Source organism: Novosphingobium jiangmenense (assembly GCF_015694345.1).
GTDB classification, from domain to species: domain Bacteria; phylum Pseudomonadota; class Alphaproteobacteria; order Sphingomonadales; family Sphingomonadaceae; genus Novosphingobium; species Novosphingobium jiangmenense.
In genome coordinates this window covers 1-17,053 of sequence record NZ_JADQDC010000009.1, presented here as the reverse complement: position 1 = coordinate 17,053, position 17,053 = coordinate 1, and the positions used below count along the sequence as shown (strand labels likewise).

Here is a 17,053-nt window from a genome sequence, read left to right as displayed (position 1 = left end):
CCGTGTGAGAGCGGGCCCATTCACAAGCGGGCAGGGGCGCGGGACCGAAGGGTTCCGCGCCCTTCCCGTATCAGTCGATCCGCGCGCCGCCCTTGAACAGCGCGGCCACGCGGCCTTCCACCGGACGCCGGTCGAACGGAGTGTTGCCAGCGGCCGCGGCCATCTTGTCGGAATTGACGATCCACGGACGCGCGGGGTCGACGATGGCGACGTCCGCCTCGGCGCCGATTTCTAGGCGTCCGGCCTCAACGCCCAGCAGCCGTGCCGGATTGGCGGCAAGCAGTTCGAAGGCGCGAGCCATGCCGATCACGCCATCGCGTACCAGCGTCAATGTCAGCGGCAGCAGCGTCTCCGCCCCGGCCATGCCCGGTTCGGCATCGGCGAATGGCAGGCGCTTGTCCTCCGGCCCGCGCGGATCGTGGCCTGACGAGATCACGTCGATCGTGCCATCGCCGATTGCCGCGATCACGGCCTTGCGGTCGGCGTCCTGCCGCAGCGGCGGCGACATCCGGCAGAAGGTGCGGAAGCCGACGAGTTCAAGGTCCGAAAGGATGAAGTGCGCAGGCGTAACCCCCGCCGTCACCTTGACCCCGCGGGCCTTGGCTGCGCGCACCAGATCGAGCGCGCGGGCCGTCGTCACCTGCCGGAAATGCACATGCGCGCCGGATAGCTCGGCGAGCGCAATGTCGCGCGCCACTGCCAGCGCCTCGGCCTCCGCTGGCGCGCTCGGCAGGCCGAGGCGCGTTGCCACGTCGCCCGCCGTCGCCACCGCACTGCCGGTGATCCCGGCATCCTCGGCATGGGTCACCACGACCAGCCCGAGCATCGCGCAATAGCGCAGCAGCCGCAGCATCACGCCAGAGTCGGCAATCCAGCCGCGCCCGGTCGCCACGGCCTTGGCCCCGGCATCGCGCATCAGGGCGAGTTCGGCCAGTTCGCTGCCTTCAAGCCCGCGCGTCGCCGCTGCCAGCGGGTGGACCCACATGTCCGGCTTGCCCGACTGCGCGGCAAAACGCACCCGCGCGGGGTGGTCGAGCGGCGGCCCCTGATCGGGCATCAGCGCCGCGCGGGTGATCCCGCCGAAGTGGAACGCAGGCTTGTCGATGGCGAAGACGCCGAGATCGACCAGACCCGGCGCGATCAGCTTGCCGCCCGCGTCAAAAACTTCGTCGCCATCCTGCGGCGTCGCATCGCCGACAGCGACGATCCGGCCACCCTCGCAGCGCAAGCCACCCGCAACCGGCTCGCCAGAGCCCAGAACCAGCATACCGCCGGTAATCGTCAGAGGCCGCGCGATCATGCCGGAACTCCCTCAGCTTCCCAACCCGGAACGCCGCGCGCCCTGCGGGTCAGCACTTCAAGGCAGGCCATGCGGATCGCCACGCCCATTTCCACCTGTCGCGTGATCAGGCTCCGGGTCGGATGGTCGGCCACGGTCGAATCGATCTCGATGCCCCGGTTCATCGGCCCCGGGTGCATCACGAAGGCGTCAGGCTCGGCCTTGGCCAGCCGCTCCGGCGTCAACCCGTAGAGGTGGCGGTATTCGCGCGGGGAGGGGATGAATTGCCCGGACATGCGCTCCTGCTGCAGGCGCAGCATCATCACGATGTTCGCGCCCTTCAGCGCCGCGTCGAAATCATGGAACGGCGTCACGCCCATCGCCTCGATCTCGGTAGGCATCAGCGCGGGCGGCGCGCAGACCCGCACCTCGGCGCCCAGCGCGGTCAGGCTGAGGATGTTCGAGCGCGCCACGCGGCTGTGCAGGATGTCTCCGCAGATCGTCACTTTCAGCCCGTTGAGGTCTGACCCCACCGGCAGCCCCAGCGCATGCCGCATGGTAAGCGCATCCAAGAGCGCCTGCGTCGGATGCTCATGCTGCCCGTCGCCCGCGTTGAGCACCGGGCAATCGACCTTCTCGGCGATCAGTCGCACCGCGCCCGAGCTGGCATGGCGGATCACGATGGCATCGGCGCGCATGGCGTTCAGCGTCATCGCCGTGTCGATCAGCGTCTCGCCCTTCTTCACGCTGCTGGTGGCGGCATGCATGTTGACGACGTCCGCGCCCAGCCGCTTGCCCGCAATCTCGAAGCTCAGCAGCGTGCGTGTCGAGTTCTCGAAGAAGGCGTTGATGATCGTGAGACCATTGAGCAGATCGGTCTTCTTCTTCGGCTGCCGGTTCAGCTCCACCCACTGCTCCGCCTCGTCGAGGAGGTAGAGGATCTCGTGGCGCGCAAGCTGGCCGATGCCGGTCAGGTCACGGTGCGGGTAGGCGAGGCCGCCCGCTGGATAGCGGCCCGCTTGGGGTGTTGATGAGCTTTGCATTAAAGCCAGTTCCCTAGAGGGCAGGTGCGCCATGCTCAAGCCGTTTCCCGCTGGCAAAGCGCGCCCGTCCACAATAGTCTTGGCTCCCATGAGCTTTGCCAAATCGGTCTGGAAGATCCTCGTCGCCATCAAGGACGGTCTCGTCCTCCTGTTCCTGCTCCTGTTCTTCGCAGGACTCTACATGGTCCTCACCCTGCGCCCCGCGCCGGGCATGGTCCGCGAAGGCGCGCTTTACCTGCCGCTGGAAGGCCGCGTGGTCGAGGAAGCGAGCGAGGTTTCGCCCACGCAGTTGCTCTCGGGCCAAACGCCCGATCCGGAATACACCGCGCGCGATGTGTCTCGCGCCATCGCCGCTGCGGCGGACGACAAGCGCATCAAGGCGGTCGTGCTCGATCTCGAAGCCTTCGGCGGTGGCTCGGCCGTCCACCTCAGCCAGATCGGCGCGGCGATGGACAAGGTGCGTGCGGCCAAGAAGCCCGTGCTGGTCCGCGCGCTGATCTACACCGACGATGCGATGCAGCTTGCCGCGCATTCGTCCGAAGCCTGGGTCGATCCGATGGGCGGCGTCGCCATCAGCGGCCCCGGCGGCACGCTGCTGTTCTACAAGGGCCTGATCGACAAGCTGAAAGCCAACGTTCACGTCTTCAAGGTCGGCACCTACAAGAGCGCGGTCGAACCCTACATCCGCGCCGATATGTCGCCCGAGGCGCGCGAGGCGATGCAGGCGGTCTATGGCACGCTGTGGCAGAACTGGCAGGACGAGGTGAAGAAGGCCCGCCCCAAGGCCGACCTCACGCTTGCCACCACCGATCCCGCCAAATGGGTCAAGGACAACGGCAACGACGCCGCGCAGGCCGCGCTCAAGTCTGGCCTCGTCGACAAGATCGGTGACCGCGTGGCGTTCGGCCAGCGCGTCGCCCAGATCGTCGGCGCCGATGATGAAGCGGGCCTCGGCGGCTTCAAGGCCACCGAACTCCCGGTCTATCTGGCAGACAAGCCCGCGCCCAAGCAGGGCAAGGCGGTGGCAGTGGTCACCGTCGCGGGCGAGATTGTCGATGGCGATGCCGGCCCCGGCACTGCTGGCGGCGATCGCATTGCCGATCTGATCGACGGCGTGACGCAGAGCGACGATTACGCAGGGCTCGTCCTGCGCGTCGATTCGCCGGGCGGCTCGGTCATGGCCTCGGAACGCATCCGGGCGGCGGTGGAGCGCGTGAAGGCCAAGGGCCTGCCGGTCGCCGTCTCGATGGGCAGCCTTGCCGCCAGCGGCGGTTACTGGGTCTCCACGCCCGCCCAGCGCATCTTTGCCGAGCCGAGCACGATCACCGGCTCGATCGGCGTCTTCGCCGTCCTGCCCACGCTCGAACAGACGCTGCCGCAATACGGCGTCACCACCGATTCGATCCGCACCACGCCGCTCTCGGGCCAGCCGGACCTGCTGGGCGGCCTCAGCCCGCAAGTCGAAGCGCTGCTGCAAGGCCAGGTCGAACAGACCTACGGCCGCTTCCTCGGCCTCGTCGCCAAGGCGCGCGGCAAGTCCCCGGCCGACATCGACAAGATCGCCCAAGGCCGCATTTGGGACGGCGGCACGGCGCGCCAATTGGGCCTCGTCGACCAGTTCGGTGGCCTCGACCATGCAGTGGCGTGGGTCGCCAAACAGGCCAAGGCCGAAACCTTCCACGCCGAATACGTCGAAGACGAACCCAGCCCCTTCGCCCAACTCCTCCGCCAGATGGAAACCGGGCAAGCGCCTGAGGCGCGGGCGCATGACCTCGCCGGAGCGCTCGCGGCGCAACAGCAGGGCCTGATGGCGAGGATGCAGGCCAACGTGCTGCGCCTGATGGAAGGCGGCGGGATCAAGGCTTATTGTGTGGAGTGTGCGGGGGACGATGCCGGTCATGCCGATCGCCGAGCATCAGAAAGTATTGGCGTCCTTGCCTTGTTGGGGCGGCTTTTTACCTAAATGCAATGCTCATGGATTTGGGGATTGACGATGACCTTCGAACCACTCGGTTACGGCGACAAATGGTATGACCGGGTGATAGGGCGCCGTCTGAAATCCACAGAGTTTATTGCCGTACTCATCATCGTGGGTGGCGCGATCTTGTGGTTCAATCTTTAAATCCGCGCTTCGATATGTGAGTCACCCTGAACTCGTTTCAGGGTCCATTTCTCCCCCTGCGCGGTCCGGGGTTGTTGAGGGATGGATGCTGAAACAAGTTCAGCATGACGATGTGTTCAATCGATCTCCTGTCGCCTCAATCCGGCGGCGCAGGCACTTCCTGCGGCGCGCCCGGCTGCACGTGATCGGGCTCCACCACCGGCGTCTCGTCAGGCTGGATGACCGGTGGCACACCGTCCGGTTCGATCACCGGCGGGCTTTCTGGCGGGGATTGCGGCTCGATTCGGTCGGGCTGCGGAGAATCGGGGGTCGTGGCCATCGTGCGGCTCCTTTGAAGGCTTGCGCTTTCTTCCCCAACTCGCCGCGAGGATAGCAGGTTCCGCGGCGAAGCGCACGCATTCTCCCTCCCCTTGAGGGGAGGGTTGGGGAGGGGTGCTCTGCGGTTGATGTGGGGCATTCACGCGGGTGTGGGACCCCCACCCCCAACCCCTCCCCGCCGGGGAGGGGGGTAAGAAGCGGGTCATTCCCCGCCCCAAATCCAAGGCGCTTGCCCTTTTCAAGCCACTGCGATAGGGGCACCGCTCGCTTTTCGCCGGATGCGGGCGTGGCGGAACTGGTAGACGCAGCAGGTTTAGGTCCTGCCATCGCAAGATGTGGGGGTTCGAGTCCCTTCGCCCGCACCAGTCCGCGCGCCGGCGTCCGAGTCAGCTTTTCCCGCGCAAGCGCGTGACATACATGAAAGTTGGATCAGGATGCAGATCGTCGAAACCACCAACGAGGGCCTGAAGCGCGCCTACACCGTCACCATCCCCGCGGCCGACATCGCCGCCCGGGTCGAAGGTGAGGTCAAGAAGATCGCGCCGCAGGTGCGCATGCCCGGCTTCCGCCCCGGCAAGGTGCCCGCCAACCTCGTGCGCAAGATGCACGGTGCCCAGCTTCACCAGGAAGCCCTGCAGACCACCATCCGCGAAGCGATGGACAAGCTGGTTGCCGACAACAAGCTGCGCCCCGCGATGCAGCCCGCCGTCTCGCTCGGCGAAGGTTATGACGAAGGCAAGGACGCCGAGCTCACCGTCGAGCTGGAAGTCCTGCCCCAGATCGAAGCGCCTTCGCTTGAAGGCCTGAAGCTCGAGAAGCTGACCGTTCCCGTCACCGAAGCCGAGGTCGACGAAGCCGTCGCCCGCATCGGCGCTGGCCAGAAATCCTTCACCGACGCCAAGAAGGGTGCGAAGGCCAAGGACGGCGACCAGATCGTGATCGACTTCCTCGGCAAGGTCGATGGCGTTGCCTTCGAAGGCGGCGCGGCTGAAGACACTCCGCTGGAACTCGGCGCTGGCCGCTTCATCCCCGGCTTCGAGGAGCAGCTTGTCGGCGTGAAGGTCGGCGACGAAACCGTCATCACCGTGACCTTCCCTGAAGACTACCCCGCCGAAAACCTCAAGGGCAAGGAAGCCACCTTCGACATCAAGGTCAAGGCGGTGAAGAACCCTGGTGAATTTGAAGCCAACGACGAATTCGCCAAGATGCTCGGCCTCGAAAGCCTCGAGCAGCTCAAGACCCTGCTGCGCGGCCAGCTCGAGCAGGAAACTGCCGGCCTGACCCGCACCCAGATGAAGCGCGCGCTGCTCGATCAGCTCGCCGCCGGCCACGACTTCGCCGTGCCGCCTTCAATGGTCGATGCCGAGTTCGAGCAGATCTGGGCCCAGCTTCAGCAGGAAGCCCAGAACGAAGAGAACCCGGAAGAGGCTCTCAAGGAAATTGAAGCCGAGAAGGACGACTACCGCAAGATCGCCGAACGCCGCGTGCGCCTCGGCCTGCTCCTGTCGGAAATCGGCCAGGCAAATGGCGTGACCGTCTCCGCTCAGGAAATGGAAATGCTGATCCGTCAGGCTGCCCAGCAGTACCGCGAGCAGGATCGCCAGCGCTTCGTCGACTACGTGCGTTCGGAACCGCTCGCCGCCGCCCAGCTGCGCGCACCGCTCTATGAGGACAAGGTCGTCGACTTCCTGTTCGACAAGGCCGAAGTCACCGAGCGCGAAGTGACCAAGGAAGAGCTGCAGGCCGCGATCGAAGCCGAGGAAGGCGCTGCCGCCGCTCCGGCCAAGGCCGCCAAGAAGGCTCCGGCCAAGAAGAAGGCTGCCAAGGAAGAAGCTCCCGCCGAGGAAGCCGCTGCTCCTGCCGCCGAGGAAGCGCCGAAGAAGAAGGCCGCTCCCAAGAAGAAGGCTGCCGAGGAAGCGCCTGCTGCCGAAGCCGCTGAGGAAGCGCCTGCTCCCAAGAAGAAGGCTGCGCCGAAGAAGAAGGCCGAAGGCTGATCTCCATTTCGGACTGATCCGGTTCGCAAGAGCCGGATTTCGGACGGCCCGGCGCGCTTTGGCTCGCCGGGCCGTTGCCGTTTCCGGGCCTTCGCTACGTAGTCGCGCGCCGCTTGAATGCGTAGTTTCTTGGGAAATCCGGCGGTCGCTCGGATTCCGATCCGTTTCCCGTTCGCGCCCGAGTCGCATTGTGTCAGCATCCATCGGCAAGGAACCTCGTCAGGGGGAACTGCCATGCACACCGTCCGCAATCGTGTTGCCTCGCGTCCGCGTCCGCCTCGTGCTTCCACCAAGGGCAAATTGCCTCGCGCGCCGTCGCCTGTCCTTGCGCGCAAGGACCCGTCGTTCCTGCTGCGGCAGGCCAATCCGCCGGCTTTTCCCGATCACCTGATCCTGCCGGCCCCGCGCGGCGCGGTGATCGCCAGCGTGCCCTGGCCGGAAGCGCCCAAGCCGGCCGCACCGAAGAAGCCCCGCAAGGTCGCCAAGGGGAAGAGCGCCAAGCGCCGCCCGACAACCGCTCGCAAGACTGCGCCCAAGAAGGCCAAGGCTCCGGCAAGGGCCTCGCCCAGGAAGTCCGCGGCTCCGGCCGTTCCGCCGCCCTCCACGGAGCCGCCAGCCGCCATGACCACCATTGATCTGCTCGACCGCGCTCTGGCGCTGGAACCGGAACCCGCCCCTGAACTTCGGCCCCTTGTCCCCGCACCGCTTTCGGCCACTGCCTCCCCGGATATGGCCGAATCTGCCCCGCTGCCGCGCTCGCACTCCCTCACCCACCCGCGCGGCAGCGGCCTTCTCGAAACGATCGCGCAATGGTTCCGCAGCCTCGCTTCTTGGCGCAGGGCGAGAGCCGCGTCAGCGAGGGACCGCACGCAACTGGCCCGGGCCAGCGCCCGCCAGCGCGCCCTGCAATCACAGCTGGAAGCGCTCGAGGCGTTGCAGGCGGGACCTACTCCCCCCAGCGCTTGAACGAGGGCACCGGCACCGGCGTGGTCCGGGCGCGTTCGTAGGCTGCGCCTGCTTCGAGCACGCGCTTGTCGTCCCACTTGGCGCCGATGATCGACAGGCCGATCGGCAGGCCTTCCACCGCGCCCATGGGCACCGAAAGGTGCGGATAGCCCGCGATGGCTGCGAGATTGCCCGCGCCGACGCCGACGAAGTGATCGCCGAGCACGAGGTCGATCGGCCAGGCCGGGCCTTCGGTCGGCGCGACGAGAAAGCTGACGGTGTTGTCGCGCATCAGCTTGTCGATGCCTTCCGCACCCGCCAGCTTCAGCGAATTGGCGCGCGCGGCGGTGTAGCCGATCTGGTCGGTCGTCGCCTCGGCCTGTTCGAACACGTCCTGCCCGAACCAGCGCAGCTCTTCGGGGTGGGCCTTGTTGAAGGCGATGAGGTCGGCCAGCGACCTTGGGCCGACCTTGGCGGGGAGCGAGCGGAGGTACGCGCCCATGTCCTCGCGCAGTTCGTAAAGCAGCACGGTGAATTCGTCGCGGCCCATCTCGGGCGAGGGCTCGTACTGGATCTCGACCAGTTCGGCACCCGCCGCCTTCATGTCGGCCAGCGCCTTGTCGAACAGGGCGAGCAGGGCAGGGTGGTTGCCCGCCTGCTTGCGCAGCACGCCGATGCGCAGGCCCTTGAGGCTGGCGGTGGCAAGGCCCGCGGTGAAATCGGCCTTGCGCTTGTCGGCCTCGGTGGTGGCCGCGTCGGCCGGGTCGGTTCCGGCGAGCGCATTCATCAGCAGGGCGGCGTCTGCCACGCTGCGGGTCATCGGGCCTGCGGTGTCCTGACTGTGGCTGATCGGCACGACGTGGGTGCGGCTGACCATGCCGACGGTCGGCTTGAACCCGACGATGCCGTTGACCGAGGCGGGGCAGGTGATCGACCCGTCGGTCTCGGTGCCGATCGCTGCCCAGGCAAGGCCTGCGGCGATGGCCGAGCCGCTGCCCGAGGACGAGCCGCACGGTGTCCGGTCGATGGCGTGGGGGTTCCTTGTCTGCCCGCCCACCGCGCTCCAGCCGCTGGACGAGGAGGACGAGCGGATGTTGGCCCATTCGGAAAGGTTGGTCTTGCCGAGGATCACGACGCCCGCCTTGCGCAAGCGCCTGACCAGCGGGGCATCGCGGCCGGTGACGTTGTCCCTCAGCGCGAGGCTTCCCGCTGTCGTCGGCAGTGGCCCCGCCATCTCGATGTTGTCCTTGATCAGCACGGCCTTGCCCGAGAGCGGGCCCTTGATCGCCTTGGCTGCGGCTTCGTCCTTCGCGGCATCGGGGTTGATCGCCAGCACTGCGTTGAGTTGCGGCCCTGCGTCATCCAGCGCCGCGATCCGGGCGAGATAGTCTGCCACGCTCTGCGCCTGTGCCGACGGGGTGAGCGCCGTCGCCGCCAGGGCGAGGGCAAGAACCTGCAATTTCATCGGGCTATCCTCATGCCGAACCTGTGCCGCGATGCTGCTCAACCCTACCTTTACATGCAAGCGCCTAGGTGTGCCCGACACCTTCGGGCAGGAATTCCCCCCGCAAATCCCCGGATTCGGCCTTAACGCCCTTGAACATCGCGCCGTGGCACGCGACATAGCGAAGCCTAACCATATGAGGATTTCCATGCTCGACCTGTTCGGCGCATCGAGTGCGCAAGGAAAATTCACCACCGATCCCGTCACCGGCGCGCTGATCCCGGTCGTGGTCGAACAATCGAGCCGCGGCGAACGCAGCTTCGACATCTATTCGCGCCTGCTGCGCGAACGCATCATTTTCGTGACCGGCGAAGTCGAGGACCACATGGCCTCGGTGATCATCGCCCAGTTGCTGTTCCTCGAGTCGGAAAATCCCTCGAAGGACATCTCGATGTACATCAACTCGCCGGGCGGCGTGGTGACGGCGGGTCTCGCGATCTACGACACCATGCAGTACATCCGCCCCCGCGTGTCGACGGTGTGCATCGGCCAGGCTGCCTCGATGGGCTCGTTCCTGCTCGCCGCCGGTGAGCCGGGCATGCGCATCGCGCTGCCGAATGCGCGCATCATGGTCCACCAGCCTTCGGGCGGCGCACGCGGCATGGCCTCGGACATCGAGATCCAGGCGCGCGAGATCCTGCGCATCCGCAAGCGCATGAACGACCTCTACGTCAAGTTCACCGGTCGCTCGCTCGACGAGATCGAGAAGGCGATGGACCGCGATACCTTCCTCGAAGCCGAGGAAGCGAAGAACTTCGGCCTCGTCGACAAGGTCTTCGAGTCGCGCCCGGCGACCGACTCGGTGGGCGGCGAAGAAGGTTCGGGCGGCGCGCCCGCATAAGGAATACCCCTGAGGGGCAGGGCCTTAAGCGCAGCGAAAGGCTTTGCCCCCTAGGAATGCGTAACTGTAATCGAGTCCGGTTGATTAATGCCCTTGCGGTAGTAGGATGATCGGGCCCGCCTCTCGTGGAGAGGCGCCTGGGATGGACGAATGACCAAGCTTTCCGGATCGGATACCAAGAGCACCCTCTACTGCAGCTTCTGCGGCAAATCGCAGCACGAAGTGCGCAAGCTCATCGCCGGGCCGACCGTGTTCATCTGCGATGAATGCGTCGAACTGTGCAACGACATCATCCGTGAAGAGACCAAGGCCGGCATCGCCGGCAAGAAGGATGGCGGCGTACCCACCCCGCGCGACATCTTCGAGACTCTGAACGACTACGTGATCGGGCAGGACCGCGCCAAGCGCGTGCTCTCGGTCGCCGTGCACAACCACTACAAGCGCCTCAAGCACAGCGGCAAGGGCGGCGATGTCGAACTCTCGAAGTCGAACATCCTGCTCGTCGGCCCGACCGGTTCGGGCAAGACGCTGCTGGCGCAGACGCTCGCCAAGACCTTCGACGTGCCGTTCACCATGGCCGATGCCACCACGCTGACCGAAGCCGGTTACGTCGGCGAGGACGTCGAGAACATCATCCTCAAGCTGCTCCAGGCTTCCGACTACAACGTCGAGAAGGCGCAGCACGGCATCGTCTACATCGACGAGATCGACAAGATCAGCCGCAAGGCCGAGAATCCCTCGATCACGCGCGACGTTTCGGGCGAGGGCGTGCAGCAGGCGCTGCTCAAGCTGATGGAAGGCACCACGGCCTCCGTGCCGCCGCAGGGCGGGCGCAAGCATCCGCAGCAGGAATTCCTGCAGGTCGATACCACGAACATCCTGTTCATCTGTGGCGGCGCCTTCGCAGGGCTCGACAAGATCATTGCCGACCGCCTGCAGAAGCGCTCGATCGGCTTCGGCGCGCACGTTGCCGATCCGGAAAAGCGCCGCGTCGGCGAACTGCTGCAGAAGTCCGAGCCTGAGGATCTCCTCAAGTTCGGCCTGATCCCCGAATTCGTCGGCCGCCTCCCGGTGATCGCGACCCTGAACGACCTCGACATCGAGGCGCTGGTCAAGATCCTCAAGGAGCCGAAGAACGCGCTGATCAAGCAGTATGCCAAGCTGTTCGAGCTGGAAGACGTGACGCTGACCTTCACCGACGACGCTCTCGAAGCGATCGCCAAGAAGGCCATCGAACGCAAGACCGGCGCGCGCGGGCTGCGCTCGATCGTCGAAGGCCTGCTGCTCGACACCATGTTCGACGTGCCGACCGAGACCGACATTGCCGAGGTCGTGGTCGACAAGGACGTCGTCGAAGGCCGCAAGGAGCCGATCCGCGTCCACAAGGGCAAGGAAGAGGCGGCCTGATCGCCGGCTTCAACTGAACACAAGAAAGGGCGGGTACCGAGAGGCACCCGCCCTTTTCTTTTGGCGATTTCTCACCAGAGCTCATGGACCAGACTTCGTCATTGCGAGTGAAGCGAAGCGAAGCAATCCAGAGCGGTTTGCAATGACGCTCTGGATTGCTTCGTCGACTGCGTCTCCTCGCAATGACGAAGTTTTCTGGCGGGTGTCAGGCCCGATCAGTTCGGCAGCGAGACTGCGTCGGTCACGTGGATCACGCCGTTCTTCTGCATGACGTCGGCCTGCGTCACGTGGGCCATGCCGCCCTTCTCGTCGGTGAGCATGACGGTGTCGCCCATCAGCGAGGCGGTGAGCTTGCCGCCGGAGACGGTGGTCAGTTCGGTCTTGCCACCATCAGCTTTGATCTTGGCGACGAGCTCCGCCGCGGTCACCTTGCCGGGGACGACGTGGTAGGTGAGGATCTTGGTCAGCGTGGCCTTGTTCTCGGGCTTGAGCAGCGTGTCGACGGTGCCGGCAGGAAGCTTGGCGAAGGCGGCGTTGGTCGGCGCGAAGACGGTGAACGGACCGGTGCCGTTCAGTGTGTCGACCAGACCGGCGGCCTTGACCGCGGCAACCAGCGTGGTGTGATCGGCCGAGTTCACCGCGTTCTCGACGATGGTCTTGGATGGGTACATCGCCGCGCCGCCGACCATCTTGGTCTCTTCATGGTGGTTGGCGAAAGCGGGCGTCACGAATACCGGCGCGGCGGTGGCGGCCGTGGCGGCGAGGGCCGCGATCAGGAACTTGGGGCTCATCTTCTAACTCCTTGTTCGAAACATGGCTGTGTCCGGCGCATGACTTCAGGCTGCCGGCCCGCCCCTCCGCGATCCAAGGTGGTGTTGGCGCTGCGGCAAACCACATGGCCGATGGTGCATGTGATTGATCAAGAAAGATAAATGGCAAAAAGAAGGCGCGCTGCGTGGGGCAGCGCGCCTTTTGAGAATGCGATCCCGGCCGAAGGGAACGAGTAGCCGGGCATCAAGGGGAGGAACCGGGACGGAGGGGTAGTTCTGCCCCGGTCGGAACGTCTCCGCCGCCAGAGATGGACCCGAATGCGCCTGACCGCGACATGTCCCTTGGGGCCTATGCCCGCTTGGTCAGGGTCTGCCCGGTCAGATCACGTGGTCGTGCAGCAGCGCGCATTCGTGGCCGTCGATCGTCTCGACCTGCACGGTGGCGTGGCCGATGCCGAAATCGTGTTCAAGCTCGTGCGCCAGCTGGTGCAGGAAGTTGTCGCCGGGATGGCCGCCCGGCATGACGAGGTGCGCGGTCAGCGCGGTCTCGGTGGTGCTCATCGGCCAGATGTGCAGGTCGTGCACGGCCTCGACGCCATTGAGCGAATTGAGGAAGTGGCGGACCTTCTGCTCGTCGATCCCCGGCGGCACCGCGTGCAGGCCCATGCGCAGCGAATCCTTGAGCAGGCCCCAGGTGCCGACGGCGATGATGCCGACGATGGCAAGGCTGGTGACGGGATCGATCCATTGCGCGCCGGTGAGCGTGATCAGCAGGCCCGCGACAACGACGCCTGCCGAAACCGCAGCGTCCGCAGCCATGTGCAGGTAGGCGCCGCGGATGTTGATGTCGTGCTTGCGCCCGCGCATGAACATCAGCGCGGTGACGGTGTTGATGACGATGCCGACCGCAGCCACGGCCATGACCGGACCTCCGGCGACCGGCTCCGGCTCGATCAGGCGGCGGATCGTCTCGACCAGGATCGCGCCGAGCGCCACCAGCAGGAAGGCGGCATTGCCCAGCGCGGCGAGGATCGAGCTGGACTTGAAGCCATAGGTGAAGCGCGCCGAGGGTGGCTTTGCTGCCAGTACGCTGGCGATCCAGGCGATGACGAGGCCGAGGACGTCCGAGAGGTTGTGGCCGGCATCGGCGACCAGCGCCATTGAGCCGGCGATGAAGCCGTAGACCGCCTCGACCACCACGAAGCCGAGGTTCAGCGTGATGCCGACGGCAAAGGCGCGACCGAAGCTGGCGGGGGCGTGGCTGTGACCGTGCCCATGGTGGTCATGGTCGTGATGAGGATGGTGGTGGCCGCCGGACATGGAGCCTCTCCTAACGCCTTATGCGCATGTAGGAAACCATCGAAGCGCCAGGGGGCCTGTAAGCCGGGTTCTGTAGCGCCGACGGTATCCCACAAGTGGACCGTATCGCCGCTGGCAGCCATTCCTCTAGGCGGACCGTTGCCGGAACGCTCAAGCAATCAACCCGGACTGCTGGCCCGAAACCGGCCTGCTCAAAAAGAGCGCGCAGTCCCTATTCGATCTTGCTCCGGGTGGGGTTTGCCGTGCCGCTTCCGTTGCCGGTCGCGCGGTGCGCTCTTGCCGCACCCTTTCACCCTTACTCGTCCTTGCGGACTAGCGGTCTGCTCTCTGTGGCACTTTCCCTTGACCGTCAGCTTGCGCCTTCGGCCCGGCGGGCGTTACCCGCCACCCTTGTTTCGTGGAGCCCGGACTTTCCTCGGGATCTTGCGATCACGCGGCTGCCCGGCCCCCTGGCGAGCGGTCACCTAGCATGACCCAGATCGCGTTCCAACAGGAGTTCGAAGAGCAATGCGCCGATCTGGCCATCGACTTGCCCATCAATCCGCTGCGGGCGCCAGCGGCGCTGGAAGGCGCGGACGGCGGCTTCCTGATCGGAGATGTCATAGCCGAAGCGTTCGAGGGCGAGGAAGAACGCCGCTTCGTTGTCATAGAGCAGGCGCATCGAGAGCTTGGGCGTGGGCAGGCAGAGGCGGTGGCGGGCGAGCAATTCCCACGGAAACAGCTCGCCGGGGTCCTCCTTGCGCGCCGGGGCGACATCGGAATGGCCGACGACGTTGGCGCGGGGAATGTTGTGGCGCTTGACGATGTCGGCGAGCAGCGGCAGCAGCGCCTCGATCTGGGCGTCGGGGAAGGGGCGGTAGCCGAACTCGTGGCCGGGATTGACCAGTTCGATCCCGACGCTGGCCGAATTGACATCGGTGATGCCGCGCCAGCTTGAGCGGCCCGCGTGCCACGCCCGCTTGTCCTCGTCGACGAGGCCGGTGACGGTGCCGTCCTCGTCGATCATGTAATGCGCCGAGACTTCAGCCGCCGGATCGCACAGCCGGTCAAGCGCGGCCTGCGCGCTCTCCATGCCGGTGTAGTGCAGCACGACCATCGTCACCGGCAGCTTGCGCTCGTTCCAGTTGGGCGAGGGCACTTCGCGGTGGACGAGCCAGCGGCGCATCATGCAGCCCTCAGGCGACCGGCAGCACCGCGCCCATGACGAGGCTTTCCGCCGTGACGTGGACCTGCACGCCGCCGCCGACCGCCGCAGCGAGTTGCTGGACCATCGCGGCGGGCGCGGTCTTGCTCGACAGTTCGCTGGCGGGAAGCATGCCTTCTAGGGCCTTGCCCACCGCCGGGTCGAATGCGACGCGCTGGCCTGCGGCGCGCACGACGATCTCGATGGCCTGCCCGTGGACTTCCGCGCCGATATCGAGCGTGCCGCCGCGCACCAGCGCATCGAGGCCGATCAGCGCGAGGTTGAGCAGCGTCTTGACCGCAGGTTTGGCCAGCGCATCGACGCCGAACATCCAGTTCACCGCAACGCGGCCGTTGCTGCCGGCCAGCGCATCGATCAGCGCGCGCGCCTCGTTCACCGGCACCTGATCGCCGAAGCCACCGGCGGCACCGAAGGCGAGGCGGAAGAACTTGAGCTTGTCGGCCGAGGCCTTGGCGCTCTGCTCGAGCAGTTCGAAGCAGCGCTGGCGCATCTCGGGGTCCTTCTCCTCGGCAAGGAGTTCGAGACCATTGGAAAGCGCGCCCACCGGGCTCAACATATCGTGGCAAAGGCGCGAGCAGAGCAGGCTGGCGAGATCGAGCGCGGAAGCAGGGGCTGTCATGTTCAGATGGGGGGCCTTCTTGGAACGGTGGGTCTGCGCGAGAGTCCTGGTGCAGGCAAAGGTGTTAACGCCTTTATAGCCTTAGCCAGCCACGACCGCATAGGAAAGCGCTTCGAACCCCATCGGGCCATCGTGCCAACACGTAATTGCCCACGATCCGTCGCTGACCGGGGCAAGGATGACCCAGGCCTTGCCATCGTGTGCGGCGCTGGCGGCATCGGTGGCGGAGGGGCGCGCGAGGCCGTTGGGATGGGAGTGGTAGTAGCCGATGATCTCCCGCCCACCGCTACGAGCTGTCTTGTGAGCAGCGATCAGGGTGGCCGGGGCGATCTCGAAATGGTGCGCCGGGTCGGCGGCGACGTTGGCGGCGGGCAGGGCGAGTTCGACGGTTGTGCCGGTGCCGAGCAGCAGGCCGCAAGCCTCATGCGGCAAGGCAGCCTGCGCTGCTTCCGTCATGGCCGCCATCGCGGTGTCGGCTATCTCGAACGCCATGTGCCTGCTGTGGCGCGCGCGGGCTGGGGTTGCAAGCAGGGTTGCGCTTGTTGCCCACCCCGCTGCGACTAACTTCACTGCGTTCAGTAAGTCTCGCGGCCCTCCCGCTTGCGGGAGGGCAAGACGCTGCGCTTGTCTCCCCTCCCGCAAGCGGGAGGGGTTGGGGGTGGGCATCCTTCGACAAGCTCAGGATGAGCGGGACACGTGATATGAAGGCTCATCCGCTGGCGAATGCGGACGGTAACGCCGGTGGGAAAGCACAGATCGCGCGACCGGTGCGGGTGCCGTTGGGCACGCGCGGGGAGGGCGCGGGACCGGTTGCGAGTGGCCGGGGGGCGGTTCCGGGCCCCTTGTCGGCTCAGCCTGAGGGCGGACATATGCGAGAGGACGAAGCTGTGGCAGCGGCTCGCGGGCTGCCTTGGCTTCTGGCAAGCGGCTGCGTGAAAAGAACCTGTCGTTTGTGCTGACAAGTCGCACAATCATGGCGGGTTCCGCATCCGCAGCGTCGCTCAGGGTTCGGCGCCGTGCTATCAGCCCTGGGGTGTCCTGTCTGTCCTTGGGTAACGGCAGGGATTGCCCGGTGGGTCCTGGGCTTAACGCCCCGCATTGAACCCGCGAGTACCTGCCGCACCGATCGCGCCGGAAGCCTTTGGACCAAAACGACTCTGGGCATCAGCGTCCGAAGGGAGAGGAGCGGGATGGCCTTTTGCCCTCTCCTGACCTGTGGGTGGGGCGTATAACCTATATGGTTCATTTTGTCAAGATGTCGGTGCTCAATCTCGTCTTGAGCAAAGCATGGCTTGCTCATGTTAATGCGCCGGGAGCAGAGCATTAGCAAGCATGGGATGCATGAACCAGTATTATTCGGACCTTGCCTTCGCTAGTTAATACGAGACTGGTGAGTCGTGGACGTTTAAGATCGGCAAACGTCCTTCTGTGATACGATGCGAATTCAACCAAGCTCGCTCGGTGCTTTCCAGATCTTGCGTAACCCTCCAATGAAAGGTGACCGCCCTGCCTTCCTCCGTTGGCTTAGTTTTGTTCGGGTTATCTAAGTGTTGGCAAAATCGTAACTGCTCACGAGGTTGGCAGAAAATGGTTGCGCGGTGACTCGGAGTTTGATTCACCCTTGGGATGGCCCCACCCCCGCTTCATGTGCTGAGCGAAGCTGAGAAGAACGAGCTTCTGCTTGCGC

General features: G+C 65.6%; 14 protein-coding genes, 1 tRNA gene and 1 other RNA gene. 6 read left to right on the top strand and 10 right to left on the bottom strand.

All coding sequences use genetic code 11. From position 1 onward, the window contains the following. Positions 1-70 precede the first annotated feature (70 nt). Positions 71-1,300 (bottom strand): dihydroorotase, encoded by a 1,230-nt coding sequence (locus I2488_RS13205; protein ID WP_196276284.1) that lies wholly within the window; start codon positions 1,298-1,300, stop codon positions 71-73. Next, positions 1,297-2,322: an aspartate carbamoyltransferase catalytic subunit gene (locus I2488_RS13200; protein WP_196276283.1), complete on the bottom strand. Its 1,026-nt coding sequence runs from the start codon at positions 2,320-2,322 to the stop codon at positions 1,297-1,299. The genes I2488_RS13205 and I2488_RS13200 overlap by 4 nt, the downstream gene beginning before the upstream one ends. Positions 2,323-2,410: 88 nt before the next feature. Here I2488_RS13200 and sppA point away from each other — a divergent pair, with 88 nt between their 5' ends. Beyond that, positions 2,411-4,285 (top strand): signal peptide peptidase SppA, encoded by a 1,875-nt coding sequence (sppA, locus tag I2488_RS13195; RefSeq protein WP_196276282.1) that lies wholly within the window; start codon positions 2,411-2,413, stop codon positions 4,283-4,285. A 295-nt stretch (positions 4,286-4,580) separates the two neighbouring features. On the opposite strand, the gene I2488_RS13190 is transcribed toward sppA, so the two are convergent. Then, positions 4,581-4,763 carry a hypothetical protein gene (locus tag I2488_RS13190; RefSeq protein ID WP_196276281.1) on the bottom strand — a complete coding sequence of 61 codons (183 nt, stop codon included), beginning with the start codon at positions 4,761-4,763 and terminating at the stop codon, positions 4,581-4,583. Positions 4,764-5,042: 279 nt separating this feature from the next. On the opposite strand from I2488_RS13190, the gene I2488_RS13185 reads away from it, so the two are divergent. The 3 genes from I2488_RS13185 (at position 5,043) to I2488_RS13175 (ending at position 7,722) form a co-directional block, all read left to right on the top strand. After that, positions 5,043-5,127: transfer RNA gene (locus I2488_RS13185), tRNA-Leu, on the top strand. A 69-nt stretch (positions 5,128-5,196) separates the two neighbouring features. Next, positions 5,197-6,756: a trigger factor gene (gene tig / locus I2488_RS13180; RefSeq protein WP_196276280.1), complete on the top strand. Its 1,560-nt coding sequence runs from the start codon at positions 5,197-5,199 to the stop codon at positions 6,754-6,756. Positions 6,757-7,056: 300 nt separating this feature from the next. After that, positions 7,057-7,722, top strand: coding sequence for a hypothetical protein (locus I2488_RS13175; protein WP_196276279.1), 666 nt, complete (start codon positions 7,057-7,059; stop codon positions 7,720-7,722). On the opposite strand, the gene I2488_RS13170 is transcribed toward I2488_RS13175, so the two are convergent. Continuing rightward, the gene (locus I2488_RS13170; RefSeq protein ID WP_196276278.1) at positions 7,703-9,166 is read right to left on the bottom strand and encodes an amidase; all 1,464 of its coding nucleotides are present in this window, start codon (positions 9,164-9,166) and stop codon (positions 7,703-7,705) included. The genes I2488_RS13175 and I2488_RS13170 overlap by 20 nt on opposite strands. A 187-nt stretch (positions 9,167-9,353) precedes the next feature. On the opposite strand from I2488_RS13170, the gene clpP reads away from it, so the two are divergent. Both clpP and clpX read left to right on the top strand, forming a co-directional pair. Further along, positions 9,354-10,046: an ATP-dependent Clp endopeptidase proteolytic subunit ClpP gene (gene clpP, locus I2488_RS13165; RefSeq protein ID WP_196276447.1), complete on the top strand. Its 693-nt coding sequence runs from the start codon at positions 9,354-9,356 to the stop codon at positions 10,044-10,046. A 150-nt stretch (positions 10,047-10,196) separates the two neighbouring features. After that, entirely contained in the window at positions 10,197-11,453 is a 1,257-nt protein-coding gene (gene clpX, locus I2488_RS13160; RefSeq protein ID WP_196276277.1) for an ATP-dependent Clp protease ATP-binding subunit ClpX, read from the top strand. Positions 11,454-11,668: 215 nt separating this feature from the next. Here the strand turns inward: clpX and I2488_RS13155 are convergent, their stop codons facing one another. The 6 genes from I2488_RS13155 to I2488_RS13130 all read right to left on the bottom strand — a co-directional run bounded on the left by I2488_RS13155 (position 11,669) and on the right by I2488_RS13130 (position 15,858). Beyond that, complete coding sequence (locus I2488_RS13155; protein WP_196276276.1) at positions 11,669-12,244, bottom strand: fasciclin domain-containing protein; 576 nt, start codon at positions 12,242-12,244, stop codon at positions 11,669-11,671. A 357-nt stretch (positions 12,245-12,601) separates the two neighbouring features. After that, positions 12,602-13,543: a cation diffusion facilitator family transporter gene (locus I2488_RS13150; RefSeq protein ID WP_196276275.1), complete on the bottom strand. Its 942-nt coding sequence runs from the start codon at positions 13,541-13,543 to the stop codon at positions 12,602-12,604. 43 nt (positions 13,544-13,586) lie between these two features. Then, an RNA gene (gene rnpB / locus I2488_RS13145) (RNase P RNA component class A) lies at positions 13,587-13,996 on the bottom strand. 7 nt (positions 13,997-14,003) lie between these two features. After that, positions 14,004-14,708 (bottom strand): N-acetylmuramoyl-L-alanine amidase, encoded by a 705-nt coding sequence (locus tag I2488_RS13140; protein ID WP_196276274.1) that lies wholly within the window; start codon positions 14,706-14,708, stop codon positions 14,004-14,006. A 10-nt stretch (positions 14,709-14,718) separates the two neighbouring features. Further along, positions 14,719-15,366, bottom strand: a complete 648-nt coding sequence (locus I2488_RS13135) for a histidine phosphotransferase family protein (protein WP_196276273.1) — start codon at positions 15,364-15,366, stop codon at positions 14,719-14,721. Positions 15,367-15,447: 81 nt separating this feature from the next. Continuing rightward, complete coding sequence (locus tag I2488_RS13130) at positions 15,448-15,858, bottom strand: M67 family metallopeptidase (protein WP_425492402.1); 411 nt, start codon at positions 15,856-15,858, stop codon at positions 15,448-15,450. Between the last annotated feature and the right edge of the window lie 1,195 nt (positions 15,859-17,053).